This is a genomic window from Devosia sp. GW821-FHT12F11 (genome assembly GCF_058806655.1).
This window is the reverse complement of sequence record NZ_JBXAPX010000003.1, coordinates 553000-568953: the sequence shown is the minus strand read 5'-3', so window position 1 is coordinate 568953 and position 15954 is coordinate 553000. Positions and strand designations below refer to the sequence as shown.

At 65.2% G+C, this 15954-nt stretch carries 16 protein-coding genes and 1 tRNA gene; 4 read left to right on the top strand and 13 right to left on the bottom strand.

Annotated elements, in window-relative coordinates; all coding sequences use genetic code 11:
* Positions 1-193: 193 nt before the first annotated feature.
* Complete coding sequence (locus tag AC1ROK_RS12780) at positions 194-961, bottom strand: sulfite exporter TauE/SafE family protein (RefSeq protein ID WP_492847376.1); 768 nt, start codon at positions 959-961, stop codon at positions 194-196.
* 269 nt (positions 962-1230) lie between these two features.
* Between AC1ROK_RS12780 and AC1ROK_RS12775 the strand changes: the two genes are divergently transcribed.
* Positions 1231-1674 carry a glyoxalase superfamily protein gene (locus tag AC1ROK_RS12775; RefSeq protein WP_492847374.1) on the top strand — a complete coding sequence of 148 codons (444 nt, stop codon included), beginning with the start codon at positions 1231-1233 and terminating at the stop codon, positions 1672-1674.
* A gap of 148 nt (positions 1675-1822) precedes the next feature.
* Positions 1823-2539 (top strand): glutathione S-transferase N-terminal domain-containing protein, encoded by a 717-nt coding sequence (locus tag AC1ROK_RS12770; protein WP_492847372.1) that lies wholly within the window; start codon positions 1823-1825, stop codon positions 2537-2539.
* A gap of 346 nt (positions 2540-2885) precedes the next feature.
* Here AC1ROK_RS12770 and AC1ROK_RS12765 read toward each other — a convergent pair whose 3' ends face one another.
* Positions 2886-3320 carry a DUF2147 domain-containing protein gene (locus AC1ROK_RS12765; protein WP_492847370.1) on the bottom strand — a complete coding sequence of 145 codons (435 nt, stop codon included), beginning with the start codon at positions 3318-3320 and terminating at the stop codon, positions 2886-2888.
* Positions 3321-3633: 313 nt separating this feature from the next.
* On the opposite strand from AC1ROK_RS12765, the gene AC1ROK_RS12760 reads away from it, so the two are divergent.
* Positions 3634-3724: transfer RNA gene (locus tag AC1ROK_RS12760), tRNA-Ser, on the top strand.
* Positions 3725-3876: 152 nt separating this feature from the next.
* On the opposite strand, the gene AC1ROK_RS12755 is transcribed toward AC1ROK_RS12760, so the two are convergent.
* Positions 3877-5028, bottom strand: coding sequence for a nuclear transport factor 2 family protein (locus AC1ROK_RS12755; RefSeq protein ID WP_492847368.1), 1152 nt, complete (start codon positions 5026-5028; stop codon positions 3877-3879).
* The gene (locus tag AC1ROK_RS12750; RefSeq protein WP_492847367.1) at positions 5025-5765 is read right to left on the bottom strand and encodes an alpha/beta fold hydrolase; all 741 of its coding nucleotides are present in this window, start codon (positions 5763-5765) and stop codon (positions 5025-5027) included. Before AC1ROK_RS12750 ends, AC1ROK_RS12755 begins: the two co-directional genes overlap by 4 nt.
* 266 nt (positions 5766-6031) lie before the next feature.
* On the opposite strand from AC1ROK_RS12750, the gene hisD (AC1ROK_RS12745) reads away from it, so the two are divergent.
* Positions 6032-7318, top strand: coding sequence for a histidinol dehydrogenase (gene hisD, locus AC1ROK_RS12745; protein ID WP_492847365.1), 1287 nt, complete (start codon positions 6032-6034; stop codon positions 7316-7318).
* A gap of 75 nt (positions 7319-7393) precedes the next feature.
* On the opposite strand, the gene AC1ROK_RS12740 is transcribed toward hisD (AC1ROK_RS12745), so the two are convergent.
* The 9 genes from AC1ROK_RS12740 to AC1ROK_RS12700 form a co-directional block, all read right to left on the bottom strand.
* The gene (locus AC1ROK_RS12740) at positions 7394-8095 is read right to left on the bottom strand and encodes an RraA family protein (RefSeq protein ID WP_492847363.1); all 702 of its coding nucleotides are present in this window, start codon (positions 8093-8095) and stop codon (positions 7394-7396) included.
* A gap of 48 nt (positions 8096-8143) precedes the next feature.
* On the bottom strand, positions 8144-9184 hold the full coding sequence (locus tag AC1ROK_RS12735; protein ID WP_492847361.1) for a cupin domain-containing protein: 1041 nt from the start codon (positions 9182-9184) through the stop codon (positions 8144-8146).
* A gap of 61 nt (positions 9185-9245) precedes the next feature.
* The gene (locus AC1ROK_RS12730; protein WP_492847359.1) at positions 9246-10322 is read right to left on the bottom strand and encodes a LacI family DNA-binding transcriptional regulator; all 1077 of its coding nucleotides are present in this window, start codon (positions 10320-10322) and stop codon (positions 9246-9248) included.
* Positions 10307-11071 (bottom strand): SDR family NAD(P)-dependent oxidoreductase, encoded by a 765-nt coding sequence (locus AC1ROK_RS12725; RefSeq protein WP_492847356.1) that lies wholly within the window; start codon positions 11069-11071, stop codon positions 10307-10309. Before AC1ROK_RS12725 ends, AC1ROK_RS12730 begins: the two co-directional genes overlap by 16 nt.
* Before the next feature lies 1 nt (position 11072).
* Complete coding sequence (hisD, locus tag AC1ROK_RS12720) at positions 11073-12398, bottom strand: histidinol dehydrogenase (protein WP_492847353.1); 1326 nt, start codon at positions 12396-12398, stop codon at positions 11073-11075.
* Positions 12399-12476: 78 nt separating this feature from the next.
* On the bottom strand, positions 12477-13856 hold the full coding sequence (locus AC1ROK_RS12715) for an amidase (protein ID WP_492847351.1): 1380 nt from the start codon (positions 13854-13856) through the stop codon (positions 12477-12479).
* Positions 13853-14005 carry a hypothetical protein gene (locus tag AC1ROK_RS12710; RefSeq protein ID WP_492847349.1) on the bottom strand — a complete coding sequence of 51 codons (153 nt, stop codon included), beginning with the start codon at positions 14003-14005 and terminating at the stop codon, positions 13853-13855. Before AC1ROK_RS12710 ends, AC1ROK_RS12715 begins: the two co-directional genes overlap by 4 nt.
* The gene (locus AC1ROK_RS12705; protein ID WP_492847346.1) at positions 14005-15063 is read right to left on the bottom strand and encodes an ABC transporter ATP-binding protein; all 1059 of its coding nucleotides are present in this window, start codon (positions 15061-15063) and stop codon (positions 14005-14007) included. The genes AC1ROK_RS12710 and AC1ROK_RS12705 overlap by 1 nt, the downstream gene beginning before the upstream one ends.
* A 6-nt stretch (positions 15064-15069) precedes the next feature.
* Positions 15070-15954, bottom strand: a complete 885-nt coding sequence (locus AC1ROK_RS12700) for a carbohydrate ABC transporter permease (RefSeq protein WP_492847344.1) — start codon at positions 15952-15954, stop codon at positions 15070-15072.

The following is a 15954-nucleotide window of genomic DNA, read 5'->3' as shown; positions in this document are numbered from 1 at the left end:
CCCTGGCTGGTGGCCGCCAGCCGGGGACCGCCGAACCTGCTACGAGTCGGCGAAAATCAACATGCAAGGGGGGCGTGGGGAGGCACAGTGGCTCCTCATCCCCTCTCTTGCGATTTCTAAGGCTTAGCCAAACAGCTAAGCCCAAGAAATCGCTTTCTCTCCCGCAAGGGGAGAGATGAAAGAGAGATCGCGGCTAGACCCCGTAAGCCTGCCAGAAAAACCAGCCTGTCAGCCCGATCCCGTAGACGATCACCAGGCCGCGGATCAGCTTGGTCGGGATCCGCTTGGCCACCCGCGCCGCGACATAGCCGCCGATGGTCACGCCGACCAGCGCGATCGAGCCGTGATACCAGTCGATGGCGCCGGACAGCGCGAAGCGGATCACGCAGACCAGCGCCACCAGTGTCGAGATCCAGAGCTTCAGCCCATTCATGGCGTGGATATCGGTGAATCCGGCAAGCGCCAGGAACGCCAGCAGCAGCACGCCGAGCCCGGCGTTGAAGAACCCGCCATAGACGCAGATGCCGGCGAGCAGCGCGAACAGCAACACGACGCCGGCATGCCGCCCGCGGCCGTTACCGCCGGCCAGCTGCCGCACATAGCTGTTGATCCGTCCGCCGAAGGCGAACAGCAGCACCGCGAACAGCAGCAGCCATGGCACCACCAGCACGAAGGTCTCGTTGGAAACCCTCAGCAGCAGTTCGGCCCCGACATAGCCGAACACCAGCGAGACGATGGAGTAGCCGATCAGCTTGTCGCGATGCTGCACGATCTCGCGCCAGAACCCCACGGCGCCGCTCGCATAGCCGGGAAAGCTTGCATAGGTGTTCGATGCATTGGCGATCACCGGTGGCACCCCGGCGAACAGCAGCGCCGGGAACAGCACGAACGAGCCGCCGCCCGCCAGCGTGTTGATGGTGCCGGCAATGAGCCCGGCGACGAACAGCATGATCTCGGTCATTGGAACTCCCTAGCCCGTCGCGGCCCGGCACTCCAACGAGAAACCGTGATCTTCGCCATCACCGGCACGAATGGCGGCAAAGTTGACAAAGCCCGCCCGATCCCCCACATGTCGCGCCGTGCTGCTGGCGCCTGCCGCTCGCCGGGGAAACCCGATGGTCAAGTCCAGCCGCGGATCATCCGTGACGCATCTCATGATCGCTCCCTTCGAGGCGGTTCATGGCAAGGCGAGCCCCATGAAGAAATCCGCCTCTCTTGAAGAGGACCGACATGACTTTCTCTCTCGATACCCCTAGTGCCGCTACCCTCAAGGCCGAGGCCAAGGCGCTGCGCGCCGAACGCGCTTTGGCGGGCAACCCGCTGGGGCAGGGCGCCGCGCTGGAAGAAATCGCCCATCGCCACGGCTATCGCGACTGGAACACCGCGTCAGCGGCAATGCCGGAACGCGCGGTCAGCCCGGTGCAGGTTGGCCAGCGCGTCAAGGGCACCTACCTCAGCCAGCCGTTCATCGGCATGGTCATCGGGGTACAACTGCTCGCCGACATGAACCACTTCGAAGTGACCGTTAAGTTCGATCGCCCGGTGAACGTGTCGAAATCCGAGCTGATGGGCCCGATCTACCGCCAGCGCGTCCGCGCCACCGTGGATCTGCGCGGCATCTCGGCGGCACGCACCAGCGACGGTGAACCGCATATGCGCATCCAGCGCGCATAGCAGAATTGATTTTCAACGGCGGGGCTCGCTCCGCCGTTGTCATTCCTGTGTGCGGGTTGTCTTCCATCGTCAGGTGCCGATATATGGAGCCCTCGTCGTCCGGTGGCGTTCCGTCACCACTTCAGCAGCAGACCCGGGACTTCACCCAATGACCACCCAGACCTTGCCGATCGATCTCTATTACGCCGCCACGCCAAACGGCCGGAAGATCACCATTATGCTCGAAGAGCTGGCGCTGCCCTACGCCATCTACCCGATCAACATCGGCCGCGGCGACCAGTTCAAGCCCGATTTCCTCGCCATTTCGCCCAACAACAAGATCCCGGCGATCGTCGATCCCGAGGGTCCGGAGGGTAAGCCGGTTTCGATCTTCGAGTCCGGCGCCATCCTCAAATATCTCGCCGAGAAGTTCGGCAAGTTCTATGGCACGAACTGGTCCGAGCGGATCAGGATCGACGAATGGCTGTTCTGGCAGGTCGGCGGTTTCGGCCCGATGCTGGGGCAGAACAACCACTTCTCGCGCTACGCCCCCGAAAAAATCCCCTACGCCATCAAGCGCTACCAGGATGAGAGCCACCGCCTTTATCGCGTGCTCGACACCCAGCTGAAGAAGCAGGCCGAACTCGGGAAGGACTATGTCGCCGGTGACTATTCGATCGCCGACATGGCGATCTTCGACTGGTCGCGCGGCTCGGACAATCACGGCATCGACATCGCCGAGTTCCCGAGCTTCGCCGCCTGGCGCCAGCGCGTCACCGATCGTCCGGCCGTGCAGCGCGCCCTCGGCATCACGCTCGAGCCGAGCCAGCAGATCAGCGCCGCCACCGACAAGGAAGCCCAGCGTATCCTGTTCAACCAGCGCTGAGCCAAGGCGCTGTGGGGCGCGGCCACAAGCACCGTGCCTCCGCCCACCCCTCCGAGCTCCGCTGGCTCGCTATCGGTCCCAAGCTTCGCTTGCCTCCCCCGTCAAGGGGGAGGTGGGCATCGAGCTTGTGGCCGGGTCCAGCCCCAACCGCCAGCGGGCACGCTCCCTTTGACGGGGCGATCACCCATGGCTGCGATAGCCACCATTCTGCCTTCTCACCTTGAGGTCAGCGGACGAGGGCGAACGCCCTCGCCGCGAGGTGGCGCGCAGCGCCGGATGAGGGGTACCGCGCAACGAAGTGTAGCGCTCCGAGCGGAGCGAGGAGCGATCCAGGACGAAGCGACAACTACTCAGGCACAACTTCCAGCGGCACCCGCGACCAATCCTGCTCTTGGCACAGCACATAAAGCACGCACCCCTTGAGCCGGATCAGGTCGGCCGACAGTACCTCGACCGACCCCGAGTAGATGTTGCCGTCCTCGGGATTGTAGATCTCACCCTCATAGAACATCGGGTTGCCGGTCTGCCGCAGCGCCAAAATCTGCAGCCCCTGGATCGGCCGCCCCTGCAAAGCCGGATCCTTGTTGTTGGCGTCGGTAAAGGCTGCCGGATCAATCGATTCCAGCTGATCGCCGTACTTTTCCCGGATCGCCTCGGGGATCACGATCTTGCTGATATGGCCGCAATAGCCCGAAGGGCAGGCGACAATCGTCAGCTCTGTCTGCGCCGTTGTCAGCCACACCCCTTCGATCAACGCCGGCAACGCCTGCTGCGCCGCCACCGGGCCTGCGCCTAGTGCCGTACACACAGTTGCGATGCTTGTCAGCTTATGCAACCAGGCCATGGGGTCATCCTCCGCAAAGATTGCCCATCCGGTCCGCTCGAATCGAGGAGAACTCCCCGATTGCGGCAACTGCGGCCATCGTTGCGCAGCCTCTGGTCAAATCAAAGGCAAACTTCAGCAAGTATCGTGACGCCACAGCCGGCGCGGCACTTCTGCATCACTTGCAGCGTACCGGTCATTTATTGCGTCGCGGTTGCCCCCGAAAAACCCCTTGCCCGCCCGGACGATTGCCCCTATCAGACCCTCCGACGGAGAGGTGGCCGAGTGGTCGAAGGCACGCCCCTGCTAAGGGCGCAGACCTCTAAAGGGTCTCGTGGGTTCGAATCCCATCCTCTCCGCCACTTCCCTCCAGTGACACACCGGCCTCGTTCGCCTCAGGGTCGGAATGGAGCCTGTCGTATCGCTGAGCGCCAGAAGGCCGTTATTCCCGGGACTGCGCATTAGCTTGGCGCGAGGCGGGTAACGCCCTCGCGCCAAGCTTTATCCCGAAGCCTTACTCGGCCGCAGGGGCGTCGGTCAGCTGCGCCAGCTTCACCTGGGTCAACAGGCTCAGCTCGTCATAAACGGTCCACTCGTCGACGATCTTGCCGTTCTTGTAATGGTAGTGGGTCATGCCCATCACCTGGACGCGCTTGCCGGTCGGGTGCTCGCCGAGGCTTTCGAGGATGCCGTAGCCGAGGTGGTGGCCCTCGATGATCCAGCGCACGGCGACCTTGGTGCCGCCCTCTTCGCTCGGCACCGAGCAGATAAATTGCGGCATATAGGCGGCGTCGGGCAGCGAGCCGACCAGTCCCAGATGCTGGTGGATCACCGCGGCGACGCCGTAGAGCTCCTTCATGTTGGGGCCGTGATACTGCACGGTCGGGGCATAGACCTCGCTGATCTTGCCGAACATGCGCTTGTTGAACACCTCGTGGGTCCAGCGCAGCGTCTCGGCCTCGAGGTCGTTGTTGGCGATCGAGGTGTCGGCCTCGGTCTCCGGCGGATACTGGCCGAGCAGGCGCCGGTTCTCGCCGATATCGAGGTTGGTCTGGCCGCGGTCGAGCGCTGACTTGGCAAAGCGTAGCGCGAAGGCGTCGAGGTCGAGCCCGAGCTGGCGGATGATCGCCGCGGTGTCCGCCACCACCCACTCGCGGTAGATCTTGTTCCTCAGGATCATGCAGTCGGCGATGGTCCGTGATACGAACGGCCGGCCGGTGGGCTGGCCGAGATGGCCGAACTGGGTGTGGCGGCCCGAGCCGGTGACGAGGTGCGAGGTGTAGAACCCGTCCTTGTCGTTGCCGTTCCAGATCACCTGCGTGGCCATGCCGCGGCGCTCCGGGAAGCTGACCAGCCGCTGGATGGTGTCGCGCACCACGTCCTCGCGGTTGTAGATCGTGCCCATGGTGCCGTAGAGCACGCAGTTATGGGTGTAATGGGTGTAGATCAGCCCGATATCGCGCTCATCCCAGATCTTGTGGGTACAGCGCACGATGTAGTCGACGATGTCGGTATAGACCTCGTCGAAACCGTCGAGCGACTGGCTGCGCGGTCGGTCGGTCGGCGCTAGTTCCGGATAGTCGCGCCGCTCCACCTGCAGCACCTGTTCCTTGGGGGTATCGATGCGGGCAATGCGGGCGGTCTTGGCCTTGTCGTCGTCGCTCATGAGAACTCCTTGGAGGCGATGCTGTTCGGTTGGGCGGGAGCGGCCAGCCATTCGGCCAGCAGCTGCGCGGTGATTTCCGGTTGATCGAGGGTCAGGTAGTGGCCAGCGCGCTCGACAATGGCGAGGCGGGAGCCGGCAATGCCGTTGGCGATTTCGCGGCTGAGTTCGGGCGGGCAGACGCGATCCTCCGCGCCACAGGCGACGAGCGCCGGCACGGTAATGGCGGCGAGGCCCGGTCGGTGGTCGACGCGGTTGATCGATATCTCCACCTGCTCCTCGAAGCTCGCGAGCAGGGTACTGGCAGCCATTGCCTCCAACTCGGCCCGCAGCCCCGCGTCGTCGCGCCGCCAGGCGGGCACCGAGGCATCCCAGACCTCGGCGATGTAGCTCGCCGTTCCCCGTTGTGCCGCGTCTGTCACTGCCGCGCGGCGGCCTGCGGCCCGTTCGTCCGGCATGGCGCGGGCGTTGCAGCCGAGCAGGGCGATCCGCTCAACCCGTTCGGGTGCCTGGGCCACCACCTCGAGCCCGACAATTGCGCCGAGCGAAAAGCCGAGCAGGGCAAAGCGCCTCGGCGCCAGTTCGAGCACGCGCCGGGCCATCTGTGGGGCGCTCAATTCGCCTGCCATCTCTACTGTGTAGCGCTGCCGGCGCAGCGTCGACGTCGCTGCGGCGAACACCCGCTCGTCGCACAGCGTTCCAGGCAACATCAGCAGGGGCGCGCCGGCTGTCGTCAGCATCCGTTCATCCTAGCCGCAAACCTGAGGCGGCGCTGCGGCAACTTGGGGTCGCGGTGAATCTCGGGACTCTGGCGCACTGCCGTCGGCATCTGTTTTTCCGGGGCGGGGAGTGGCCGGTTGCGAGGCCTACGAAAGACCGAACGGCGTCCGCGAAGAAAACACTGGCAAAAACTGCATACGTATGCAAGTGGTTTCTGCGACGAGCCGTTAGTGCTCGAAACGCCCACGAAACCTCGCTCCCACCTTCATCTGGAGGCCGCTGTCCCATGTCCGATTCAACCCGCGCTCCCGCTGGCATAAGCTACGTCAAGGCGCCATCCCGCGATCAGGTCAGCGATAACGCGCCGGTCGAAGCGCTGGTGGCCGAAATCCTCAAGACCGTCCGGGCAGAGGGTGACAAGGCGATCCGCGACTACAGCCTCAAGTTCGACAAGGCCGATGTCACCGTCTTCGAGGTGACGCCGGAGGAGCGTGAAGCCGCGCTTGCGGAGCTCGACCCGCAGACCCGAGCCGATACCGAGTTCGCCATCGCCAATGTGCGCCGCTTCGCCGAGGCGCAACTTGCAACCATCCTGCCGCTGGAGGTCGAAACGCTGCCCGGCGTGCACCTTGGTCATCGCGTCATCCCGATCGAGCGGGTCGGCTGCTACGTTCCGGGCGGTCGCTATCCGCTGCTTTCCGCCCCGATCATGACCATCGTGCCGGCCAAGGTCGCCGGCGTCGACGAGGTTATCGCCTGTCTGCCACCCAACGCGCACAAGGCGATGATCGCCGGTTGCCATCTCTCCGGCGCCGACCGCATCTTCCGTATCGGCGGCGCGCAGGCCATCGCGGCCATGGCCTACGGTACCGAGACCGTGCCAGCGGTGAACAAGATCGTCGGGCCGGGCAATGCTTTCGTCAACGAGGCCAAGCGTCAGGTCTTCGGCCCAGTCGGAATCGACCAGCTGGCTGGTCCCTCCGAGATATTCATCGTCGCTGACTCGACCGGCGATGCCGAAATGATCGCGACCGACATGCTGGCGCAGGCGGAGCACGACGTGCGCACCCGCGTCGGGCTGATCACCACCGACCGGGCGTTGGCCGAGGCGACGCTCAAGGAAGTCGAACGCCAGCTCGAGACCCTCTCGACCGCGCCGGTGGCGGGCGTCGCATGGAAGGACTATGGCGAGATCGTCGTTTGTGAGGATGAAGCGGCGCTGATCGCCTATTCCGATTTTGTCGCCGCCGAGCACCTTCAGGTGCACACCGCCGACCCGCAGGCGATGGCCAAGAAGCTCCGCAATTACGGCTCACTGTTCATTGGCCAGCTTGCGAGCGTGGTCTATTCCGACAAATGCGTAGGCACCAACCATACGCTGCCGACCATGGGGGCAGGGCGTTACACCGGCGGGCTTTGGGTCGGCGCCTATGCGAAGATCGCTACCCATCAGTGGCTCGACGAACGCGGGGTGAAGGCCGTGGCGCCGCCGGCGGCTCGGCAGAGCAAGTCCGAAACGCTGGAAGGGCACAGGCGGGCAGCCCAACTGCGGCTCGATCGGATGCAGGGGTAGGGGGGCAAGCTCTCGGGTGCAGTCGGCGAACCACCCCCAAGCGTGCGAGGTGCGCCGACTGCTACATCGAGCGACCTACTTAATTCCGTCCGCCTCGAGCCACGCCGCCTTGAGCTTCTCCACCGTGAACCCCGGCGCGCGCGCTGCCTTCAGGATCGGCTGTTCCTTGCGCACCACGATGTCGATGGCGGCAGGGATTCTCTCGATGTGCTGGCCGGGGATCACCACGGCACCGTGGCGGTCGGCGTGGATCAGGTCGTCCGGTTTCACCGCCATGCCGAACACCGTCACCGGGATGTCGAGCTCGGTGACATGGACGAAGGCGTGGCTGGGGCCGACGGAGCCGGCGATCACCTGGTAGCCGGCATCGAGCATGCCCAGGTCACGCAGCACGCCGTTCGTGAGGGTGCCGGCGACGCCGAGGCCCTTGTGCTGGGCCACCTGCATCTCGCCCCAGAAGCCGCCGATGCAGTGCGGCCAGTCAGTATCCTCGATGACGGCGACATTGGGGCCTTCGCCAGCCGACACATACTCGTAGTACCGCATGCGGAGCGCCCGCACTTCGGCGGCCGGTTTCTGCGCCGGCGAGCTGGCGCGGATCTTCGCGGTCCGCGCGAAACCGACGATCGGCGGCAGGGCAGGGTCGGCGCAGACCGTCGGGCACTTGGTGAAGCCCTCGGCGGTGCGCCCGCCCATGACATGCTCCAGGGCATTGCAGACGGTCGGCGTGTCGTTGCGGCGCAGCACCGCGAGCGTTTCGGCAGAAATGGCCGGCATGAAGTCCTCCCGGGAGTGAGAGGCGGGCACGCTGCGCCCGCCTAGTACTTATTCCGCAGCGACGCGGTTTTCGGCGAATACCGGGGCGGCGGGAGCAGCGGCGCCGCGGATGACGAAGGCGATGGCGTCGGCCGAGGCAGGGTTGCGATAGCCGTGCAGGAGGCCGATCGGCACGGTCAGCGTGTCGCCCGCGCCGAGGATCAGCTTGCCGCCATCCCAGTTGAACTCGAGCGTGCCGGACTGCACGAAGATCACTTCCTGCTCCGAGCGCGAGTGTGCGGGGATCGTCGCGCCCGTTTCAAGCTTCAGCCGGCGGAGGGCAAAATCGTGCTTCCAGTGGCCGATGATCGGACCGGCCTTGAAGCCGTCGTGGGCATCGACGTCGCCGATCAGCGCGTCTTCCTCGACCCCCGGGCCGGCTAGGGGCGAGTCCGGATTGGCCTTCATGTCGGCGGCCTTGATGGCATACTTGCGCAACTGGTCCATCGGCGGCGTTGCCAGTTCCTTGAGCTTGGTCGCATCAGGGGGCTGTTCCATCTCGGCGCCCTCGGGCACCTTTTCGCCGAGCGTGGTGTCGACCAGCTTACCGCCCTTGAGCAGCTTCAGCCCGAAATCCTCGGCCATCTTGAACACCGATGGAGCCCAGACCACCTTGCCCGGATCGTCGTGGCCAAGCACCACGAACAGGAAGCCCGTACCTTCGTCGCGCTTCTCGAAGCCGCGGAACATGTGCGTCGGCACGGTCGCCACGTCACCGGGCTCGACATCGATGTAGCCCTCGTCCTTGTTGGCTCCGAAGACGAAGCGCCACTTGCCGGTGTGCACCACGAAGGTTTCGGCGGTGAGATGGCTATGCTGGCTGTTGGTGCAACCGAACGGCTGGCGGGCAGCGCCGACATTGAAGCCGTGGGCTTCGGGAATGTGCACCACCTGTGCTGGGTTTTCGGACACGCCCGGTCCGATGATGGTGAAATTCTCCTTGCGGTCCGAACCCGGCGTGCGGGCGTCGATGAAGGCGTTCCGCAGGCCCTTCAGGTCGGCGTAACGGACGAGGCGCTTCCCCATCGCCTCCTGGGTCCAGTCGCTCATTGGAATTTCCTTTCCTTTTCAGATGCATTCGTATGCACAGCGCGCGCGATCTAAGCGGGGTTCATCCGGCGTTCTCGGGGCGGTAGACCCGTTGGCCATCGACCTGGACAATGCCGGCCTTGGGCAGGCGCGAGGAAGTGCGCACGATGAGTTCGCCGGACAGCACCTTGTGCTGCGGCTCGATCTCGCCGGAGTGGATCTGGTCCATCAGGATATCGACCGTGGCCTCGACCATCGAAGCGATGGGCTGAGTGACCGAGGTGATACCGTAGCTCGGCCAGCGGGCCGGACCGACATCGTCATAGCCGACGATCGACAGGTCCTCGGGGATCGAAAGCCCGAACTCGTAGCGGGCGACGTCCATCACCGCGACCGCCATATGGTCGTTGGCAACGAAGATCGCCTCCGGCCGGCGCGGCAGGGCGAGCAGCTCACGGGCCGCAGCCTCGGCCTCGATGCGGGAGTAGTTGCCGGTGCGGACCTCGATATCGGTGATGCCATGCGCAGCCAGCGCCTCGCGGAAGCCGCCGAAGCGGTCGCGGTTGGTCGAGGAGTTCTCGAGCCCGGCGATATAGCCAAAACTTGTGTGGCCGCCGGCGATCAGGAATTCGCCGAGCAGCCGCCCGCCTTCGCGGTTCCGCGTGGTGACCGAGGAGGTCTCGTCGCGCTCGGTGGTGCGGTTGAACAGCACCACCGGGATGCCGGCCACGGCGCATTCGGCGGCCAGTTCGGAGCTCAGCGAGGTCGACGCGAGGATGATACCGTCGACGCGATACTGCATTAGCTGGTCGAACACCGGGTCGCTGTCGCGGTCCTTGAAGCCGGTGAACAGCAGCATGTGGTAGTTCTCGGCCGAGAGCCTGCGGCCAAGTTCCTCGAGCACGTCGGGGTAGAACAGGTTCTCGAGATAGGCCATGACCACGGCGATGATGCGCGAGCGGTTGGTGATCAGCGAGCGGGCAATGGCATTGGGCCGATAGCCCAGTTCCTTGGCAGCGGCCAGCACCTTGGCGCGGGTTTTTGGCGAGATCGATGCGCCTGGCGTGAAGGTGCGCGACACGGCGGACTGGCTAACGCCCGCGTGCTCGGCCACCTGCGACGAGGTGACGGGGGCCTTCTTGGTTACTCCGCCGTCCATCCGCCATCCACCATCAATGCGGAACCCGTGATCATCGCCGCCCAGTCGGAGGCGAGAAACACCACCGGCCCCATGATGTCCTCGATCCGCCCCAGCCGCCCCAGCTTGATCTTGCCCAGTACCCAGCTGCGAAAATCCGGATCGCTCAGGTTTCTCGCCGTCATTTCGGTTTCGATGAAGGTCGGGCAGATCGTGTTGACGCGAATATTGTGTGCTCCCAGCTCGATGGCCATGCCCTTGCTGAGGCCTTCCACCGCAAACTTGGTGGCGGAATAGACGGCCCGGCGCGGCGCCGACACATGGCCCATCTGCGAGGAGATATGGATGATCGAGCCCGGCCGACCGGTTTCGACCAGCCGCCGCGCCACCGCCTGCGAGACGAACAGCAGCGCCTTGAGGTTGAGATCGACCACCGCGTTGTAGTCGGATTCCGAGACAGCGAGGAAATCGCCGTGGCGCGCGCCCCCGGCACTGTTCACCAGGATGTCGAATGGTGCTTCGCCGGCGACCAGCGCCTCGACCGCCGAAGTGTCGGTCACATCAAGCGCCGTGCCCGTCACGGCAAGGCCAGCGCTCCGCATCTCGGCCACGACCGCTTCGACGTCGGTTGCGGTGCGCGCGGTGATCGTCACTGCGGCGCCCGCTTCGGCCAGCGCCGCCGCCGCACCAAGCCCGATACCGCGCGTCCCGCCGGTCACCAGGGCGCGCTTGCCGTCGAGCCGGATGCTGGGGGTGCGCGGCACGCTCATGTCACTCGGCGGCCGCCTTGGGGCTGGCAGCCGTGCCGTAGGGGACGTTCCGCCCGCCATAACGGCGGACGCGGATGTTGCCCTGCTCGGCGTGGCCGGCAAAGCCTTCGAGCATTGACAGGCGCGACGCGTATTCGCCGACCATGGCCGAGGCTTCGTCGGTCTCGACGATCTGCCAGGTGCAGGTCTTGAGGAACTTGCCGACCCACAGCCCCCCCGTGTATCGGGCGGCTTTCATGGTGGGCAGCGTATGGTTGGTGCCGATGACCTTGTCGCCATAGGCGACATTGGTACGCGGCCCGAGGAACAGCGCGCCATAGTTCTGTAGCGTGTCGCGGAACCACAGGTCGCGGTCGGTCATCACCTGCACGTGCTCGGAGGCGATGCGATCGGCGACCTGGACCATCTCCTCATAGCTGTCGCTGACGATGACCTCACCGAAATCCAGCCAGGACTGCCGCGCCACTTCGCCGGTCGGCAGGATCTTCAGCAGCCGCTCGACATAGTCCATCGTCTCGCGCGCCAGCTTTTCGGAGTTGGTGAGCAGGATTGCCGGGCTGGTGGGGCCGTGCTCGGCCTGGCCGAGCAGGTCCGTGGCGCAGAGTTCACCATCGACGGTCTCGTCGGCGATCACCAGCGTCTCGGTGGGGCCGGCGAACAAGTCGATGCCGACGCGGCCGAACAGCTGGCGCTTGGCTTCGGCCACATAGGCATTGCCGGGGCCGACCAGCATGTCGACCGGCTCGATGCTTTCGGTGCCGATCGCCATGGCGCCGACGGCCTGAATGCCACCGAGCACGTAGATCTCATCGGCGCCGGCCATGTGCTGGGCCGCGACGATGGCCGGCGCGGCCTTGCCGTTGAATGGCGGGGCTGAGGTTATGACGCGGCCGCAGCCGGCGACCTTGGCAGTCAGCACGGACATATGGGCCGAGGCGAGCAGGGGATACTTGCCGCCAGGCACGTAGCAGCCCACGGCGGAGATCGGCACGTGCTTGTGGCCGAGCGTGACGCCGGGCAGCGTCTCCACCTGCAGCGGCAGCATGGTGTCCTTCTGCTTTTGCGCGAAGTTGCGCACCTGGGTCTGGGCGAAGCTGATATCGGCAAGGTCCTGGTCGCTCAGCTGCGCGATGCAGGCGTCGATCTCGGCCTTGCTCAGCCGATAGTCCGGCCGGTCCCAGCCGTCGAACTTTCGACTGAGTTCGCGCACCGCCTCGTCACCACGCTTCTCGATGTCGGCGAGGATGGTCTCAACCGTCAGGCGAACCTGCTTGTTGGCCTCGGCGCGCTCCTCGACCGTCTTGCTTTGCTTCAACCAACGCGCCATTGCCCGCTCCCAGACTGCTTCTTGAGTTGTTACGTCATCGTTGCATACGTATGCAATGAAGTAAAGGTGCAGCTTACGTCAGGCAGGCTGTAAACTGAATTCAGACGTTAGGGGAGGGCGTTGCACCGAGTAGTCGGTAGCCCGCTCGAACGCGTGACCGATGGCGCAGACTCCAGCCTCGTCCCCCAGCCGGCCGACGACCTGCATGCCGAGCGGCAGGCCCGAGGCAAAGCCGATGGGTAGCGCCAGCACCGGGTTTCGCGTCAGGTTGAACGGCAGGGTCCGCATATGCGTCCATATCGCGGTCTCGCCGTCAAAGGCCGAGAAGGGCAGCGCGGGAGTGAGCGTGTTGGCGGTCACCAGCGCATCGAAGCGCCCGAACACCTCGGCCTGCAGCCGGCGTGCCAGCTCCTCTGCGGCCTGCCGGGCGAGCGCGACGTCCTGTGCGCTCAGCGTCAGGCCGGTGAGCAGGTTGCGCCGGGCGACCACACCGTACTCGTCCTGTCGGGTTCGCAGCAGCTCGGTGTGCAACGCCAGTGCCTCGGCTTGGATGATCACCGCGCCCGCCGCCTCGTAGAGCGCGTAATCGGGTAGCTTCACCTCCTCGATCCGGGCGCCGAGCAGGGATAGCGCCGACGCCGCATCGTCCATCGCCGCGATCACCGCCGGGTTGGTTTCGGGGTCGCCGGCGAACCAATCCCGCGCATAGGCAATCCGCCGGCCCTCGATGCTTTCGCCGATCCGCGATGCCGCACCCGTGCCGGCAGCGATCGCATCAAGCGTTAGGGCCGCCTCGGCGACCGTTGCGCTGATCGGCCCGACATGGTCGAGCGTCGAGGATAGCGGGAAGATGCCGGCGCGAGACACGCGGTCGTATGTGGGTTTCAGGCCCACCACGCCGCAATAGCTCGCGGGGCTGCGAATCGAGCCCCCGGTATCGGTGCCGATGCTGGTGCGCAGCAGGCCGCCGGCCACGGCGGCTGCCGAGCCTGAGGACGACCCCCCGGTGATGTGATCGGTGTTCCACGGGTTGCGCGAGGCTGGAAAAGGCAGGTCGAAGCTTGGGCCCACCAGCGCGAACTCGTAGGTCATCAGCTTGCCGATCAGGACCGCGCCGGCCTCTTGGAGCCGCGCGGCCACGGCGGCGTCCTTCGCCGGGATGTGCGTCTCGAACAGCAGCGATCCGGCGGTGGTGCGAATGCCTGCCGTGTCGATCAGGTCCTTCAGGCCGATAGGGATGCCATGCAGCGGGCCGCGATCGACGCCCTCGCTCAACTCGCGATCGGCGCGCGCTGCATCCTCGAGCGCCCGGTCAGCCGCCACGGTGATGAACGCGTTGTACAGCGGGTCGCGCGCCTTGATCCGCGCCAGGTACGCCTCGGCCAGCGCCAGCGCGCTCAGCGAGCCGTCGCGCAGGCGTGCGCCGGCAACATCGATCGAACAGTCAGCAGCACTCAACGCACGAGGTCCGATTTCCGCAACAGGGCCACGCAATCCGCCAGCCAGCGCGCTCCGGCAAGCACAGCCGGTTGCGCATCGGCAGCAATGGTGATGCCCAGCTTCTTAGCAGCTTCTGCGAGTTCGGCAGCGGTCGGCTTGTCGCCCATCAGGCGGCCGCCTCGATGCGCTCACCGCTGGTGCGGTCGAACAGGTGGCAAGCGCCCGGCGCGATGTTGGCTCGCACCACGTCGCCGATCTGGGCGCGATAGTCCTTGGCGGTCTTGATCGACACCAACTCGCCGCCGGCCCGCATCGAAATCATCGTGGCTTCGCCCAGCAGCTCTACCGAGTAGATCGGCGTCGCGACGTTGCCGCCTTCGCTCGCGAGCGTCGCATCTTCGGCACGAAAGCCCAGCGTCACTGGTCCCTTTGCCGCGCGGGGCAGGCCGGCGACCTCGATGTTCTCGCCACGGAACACGCCGTCGGCGATGTCGCCCTGCACAAGGTTCATCGCCGGCGAGCCGATGAAGCCGGCAACGAAAGTATTGGCCGGCCGATCGTAGATCTGCATGGGCGTTCCCACCTGCTGCACCACGCCGCGGCTCATCACCACGACACGGTCGGCCAGGGTCATCGCTTCGATCTGGTCGTGCGTCACGTAAATGGTGGTGGTCTTCAGCGTGTGGTGCAGGTTCTTGATCTGCGCCCGGGTCGAGACACGCAGCTTGGCGTCGAGGTTGCTGAGCGGTTCATCCATCAGGAAAGCGTTAGGTTCGCGCACGATGGCGCGAGCCAGCGCCACGCGCTGCCGCTGCCCGCCCGAGAGGGCGGCGGGGCGGCGCTCGAGGAACTCGTCGAGCTCGACCATCTTCGAGGCCCGCATCACCCGCTCGTGGTGCTGCTCCTGCGGCACCTTCCGTACCTTCAGCGGGAAGCGGATGTTCTCATACACCGTCATGTTGGGGTAGAGCCCGTAGCTCTGGAACACCATCGAGATGTCGCGATCCTTGGGTTCCAGCTTGTTGACCAGCCGATCGCCGATCCAGATCTCGCCGTCGCTGACGTCCTCGAGCCCGGCGATCATTCGCATAGTGGTGGTCTTGCCGCAGCCGGATGGGCCGAGCAGCACCAGGAACTCCTGGTCGGGGATATCGAGGCTGAACTCCTTGACGCCGACGAAATTGGTCCAGCGCTTCGACACGTTCTTGAGTTGGATCCGGGCCATCGGGGATCAGCCTTTCACTGCGCCGGCGGTCAGGCCGCTGACGATCTGGCGTTGGAAGAAGAGTACGAGGATGAACAGCGGCACCGTGGCCGACACCACGGCCGCGACGGCGTACATGACGTTGCCCTGTTCCTGCACCGAGCCGAGGAAGCTGGAGATCTTGGGCACCATGGTCTGGTTGTCGGCGCTAAGCAGCATCGAGGTGGTGGCGAAGTCGTTGTAGGCGAGGAGGAAGCTGAACAGCCCCGTCGTCACTACGCCCGGCCACATCACGGGAATGATGACGCGGCGGAACGCCTCGAAGCGCGAACAGCCGTCGACCATGGCGCTCTCGTCGAGATCCTTGGGGATCGAGAGGAAGAACGAGTGCAGCATCCACAGCGTGAAGGGCTGGTTGATCGCGACCAGCACGATGATCGAGGTCGGCAGTACGCCCCAGATGTTGAGCTGGAAGAACGGCAGCAGGTAGCCGGAGACCAGCGTGATGTGCGGCATGGCGCGAAACACCAGCGCCGCGATCAGGATCCAGAAGGCGTAGCGCTGGCCGGAGCGGGCGAGCGCATAACCGCCCAGCGTACCGAGCGTCAGCGAGATGACGGTCACCGACACGGTGACGATCGCGGTGTTGAAGACCGCGCGCCAGAACTCACGCGTCACCCAGGCGCCGTAATAGCCGTCACCGGTAAAGGCCGAGCCGGTCTGCTTGATGGTGTTGGTGCCGAAGATGGCGTTCCACCAACTCTCGCGGGAGAAGAAGTCGACCTCGACCTTGAACGATCCCCACACCGTCCAGAGGAACGGAAAGGCGGCAAGGATCACCCACAGCAGGATGAAGGCGGAGATGATGATCTTGAGTGGCAGCGGCCGCTTGAGGGCGATGGAGTCCGACAT

What these genes read in the sequence shown, in the direction of transcription:
- AC1ROK_RS12700 (WP_492847344.1), bottom strand. Translation starts at nt 15,954, where the DNA reads ATGTCGGACTCCATCGCCCTCAAGCGGCCGCTGCCACTCAAGATCATC.
- AC1ROK_RS12710 (WP_492847349.1), bottom strand. Translation starts at nt 14,005, where the DNA reads ATGGGCGACAAGCCGACCGCTGCCGAACTCGCAGAAGCTGCTAAGAAG.
- AC1ROK_RS12770 (WP_492847372.1), top strand. Translation starts at nt 1,823, where the DNA reads ATGACCACCCAGACCTTGCCGATCGATCTCTATTACGCCGCCACGCCA.
- AC1ROK_RS12775 (WP_492847374.1), top strand. Translation starts at nt 1,231, where the DNA reads ATGACTTTCTCTCTCGATACCCCTAGTGCCGCTACCCTCAAGGCCGAG.
- AC1ROK_RS12750 (WP_492847367.1), bottom strand. Translation starts at nt 5,765, where the DNA reads ATGCTGACGACAGCCGGCGCGCCCCTGCTGATGTTGCCTGGAACGCTG.
- hisD (WP_492847353.1), bottom strand. Translation starts at nt 12,398, where the DNA reads ATGGCGCGTTGGTTGAAGCAAAGCAAGACGGTCGAGGAGCGCGCCGAG.
- AC1ROK_RS12755 (WP_492847368.1), bottom strand. Translation starts at nt 5,028, where the DNA reads ATGAGCGACGACGACAAGGCCAAGACCGCCCGCATTGCCCGCATCGAT.
- AC1ROK_RS12705 (WP_492847346.1), bottom strand. Translation starts at nt 15,063, where the DNA reads ATGGCCCGGATCCAACTCAAGAACGTGTCGAAGCGCTGGACCAATTTC.
- hisD (WP_492847365.1), top strand. Translation starts at nt 6,032, where the DNA reads ATGTCCGATTCAACCCGCGCTCCCGCTGGCATAAGCTACGTCAAGGCG.
- AC1ROK_RS12725 (WP_492847356.1), bottom strand. Translation starts at nt 11,071, where the DNA reads ATGAGCGTGCCGCGCACCCCCAGCATCCGGCTCGACGGCAAGCGCGCC.
- AC1ROK_RS12730 (WP_492847359.1), bottom strand. Translation starts at nt 10,322, where the DNA reads ATGGACGGCGGAGTAACCAAGAAGGCCCCCGTCACCTCGTCGCAGGTG.
- AC1ROK_RS12740 (WP_492847363.1), bottom strand. Translation starts at nt 8,095, where the DNA reads ATGCCGGCCATTTCTGCCGAAACGCTCGCGGTGCTGCGCCGCAACGAC.
- AC1ROK_RS12735 (WP_492847361.1), bottom strand. Translation starts at nt 9,184, where the DNA reads ATGAGCGACTGGACCCAGGAGGCGATGGGGAAGCGCCTCGTCCGTTAC.
- AC1ROK_RS12780 (WP_492847376.1), bottom strand. Translation starts at nt 961, where the DNA reads ATGACCGAGATCATGCTGTTCGTCGCCGGGCTCATTGCCGGCACCATC.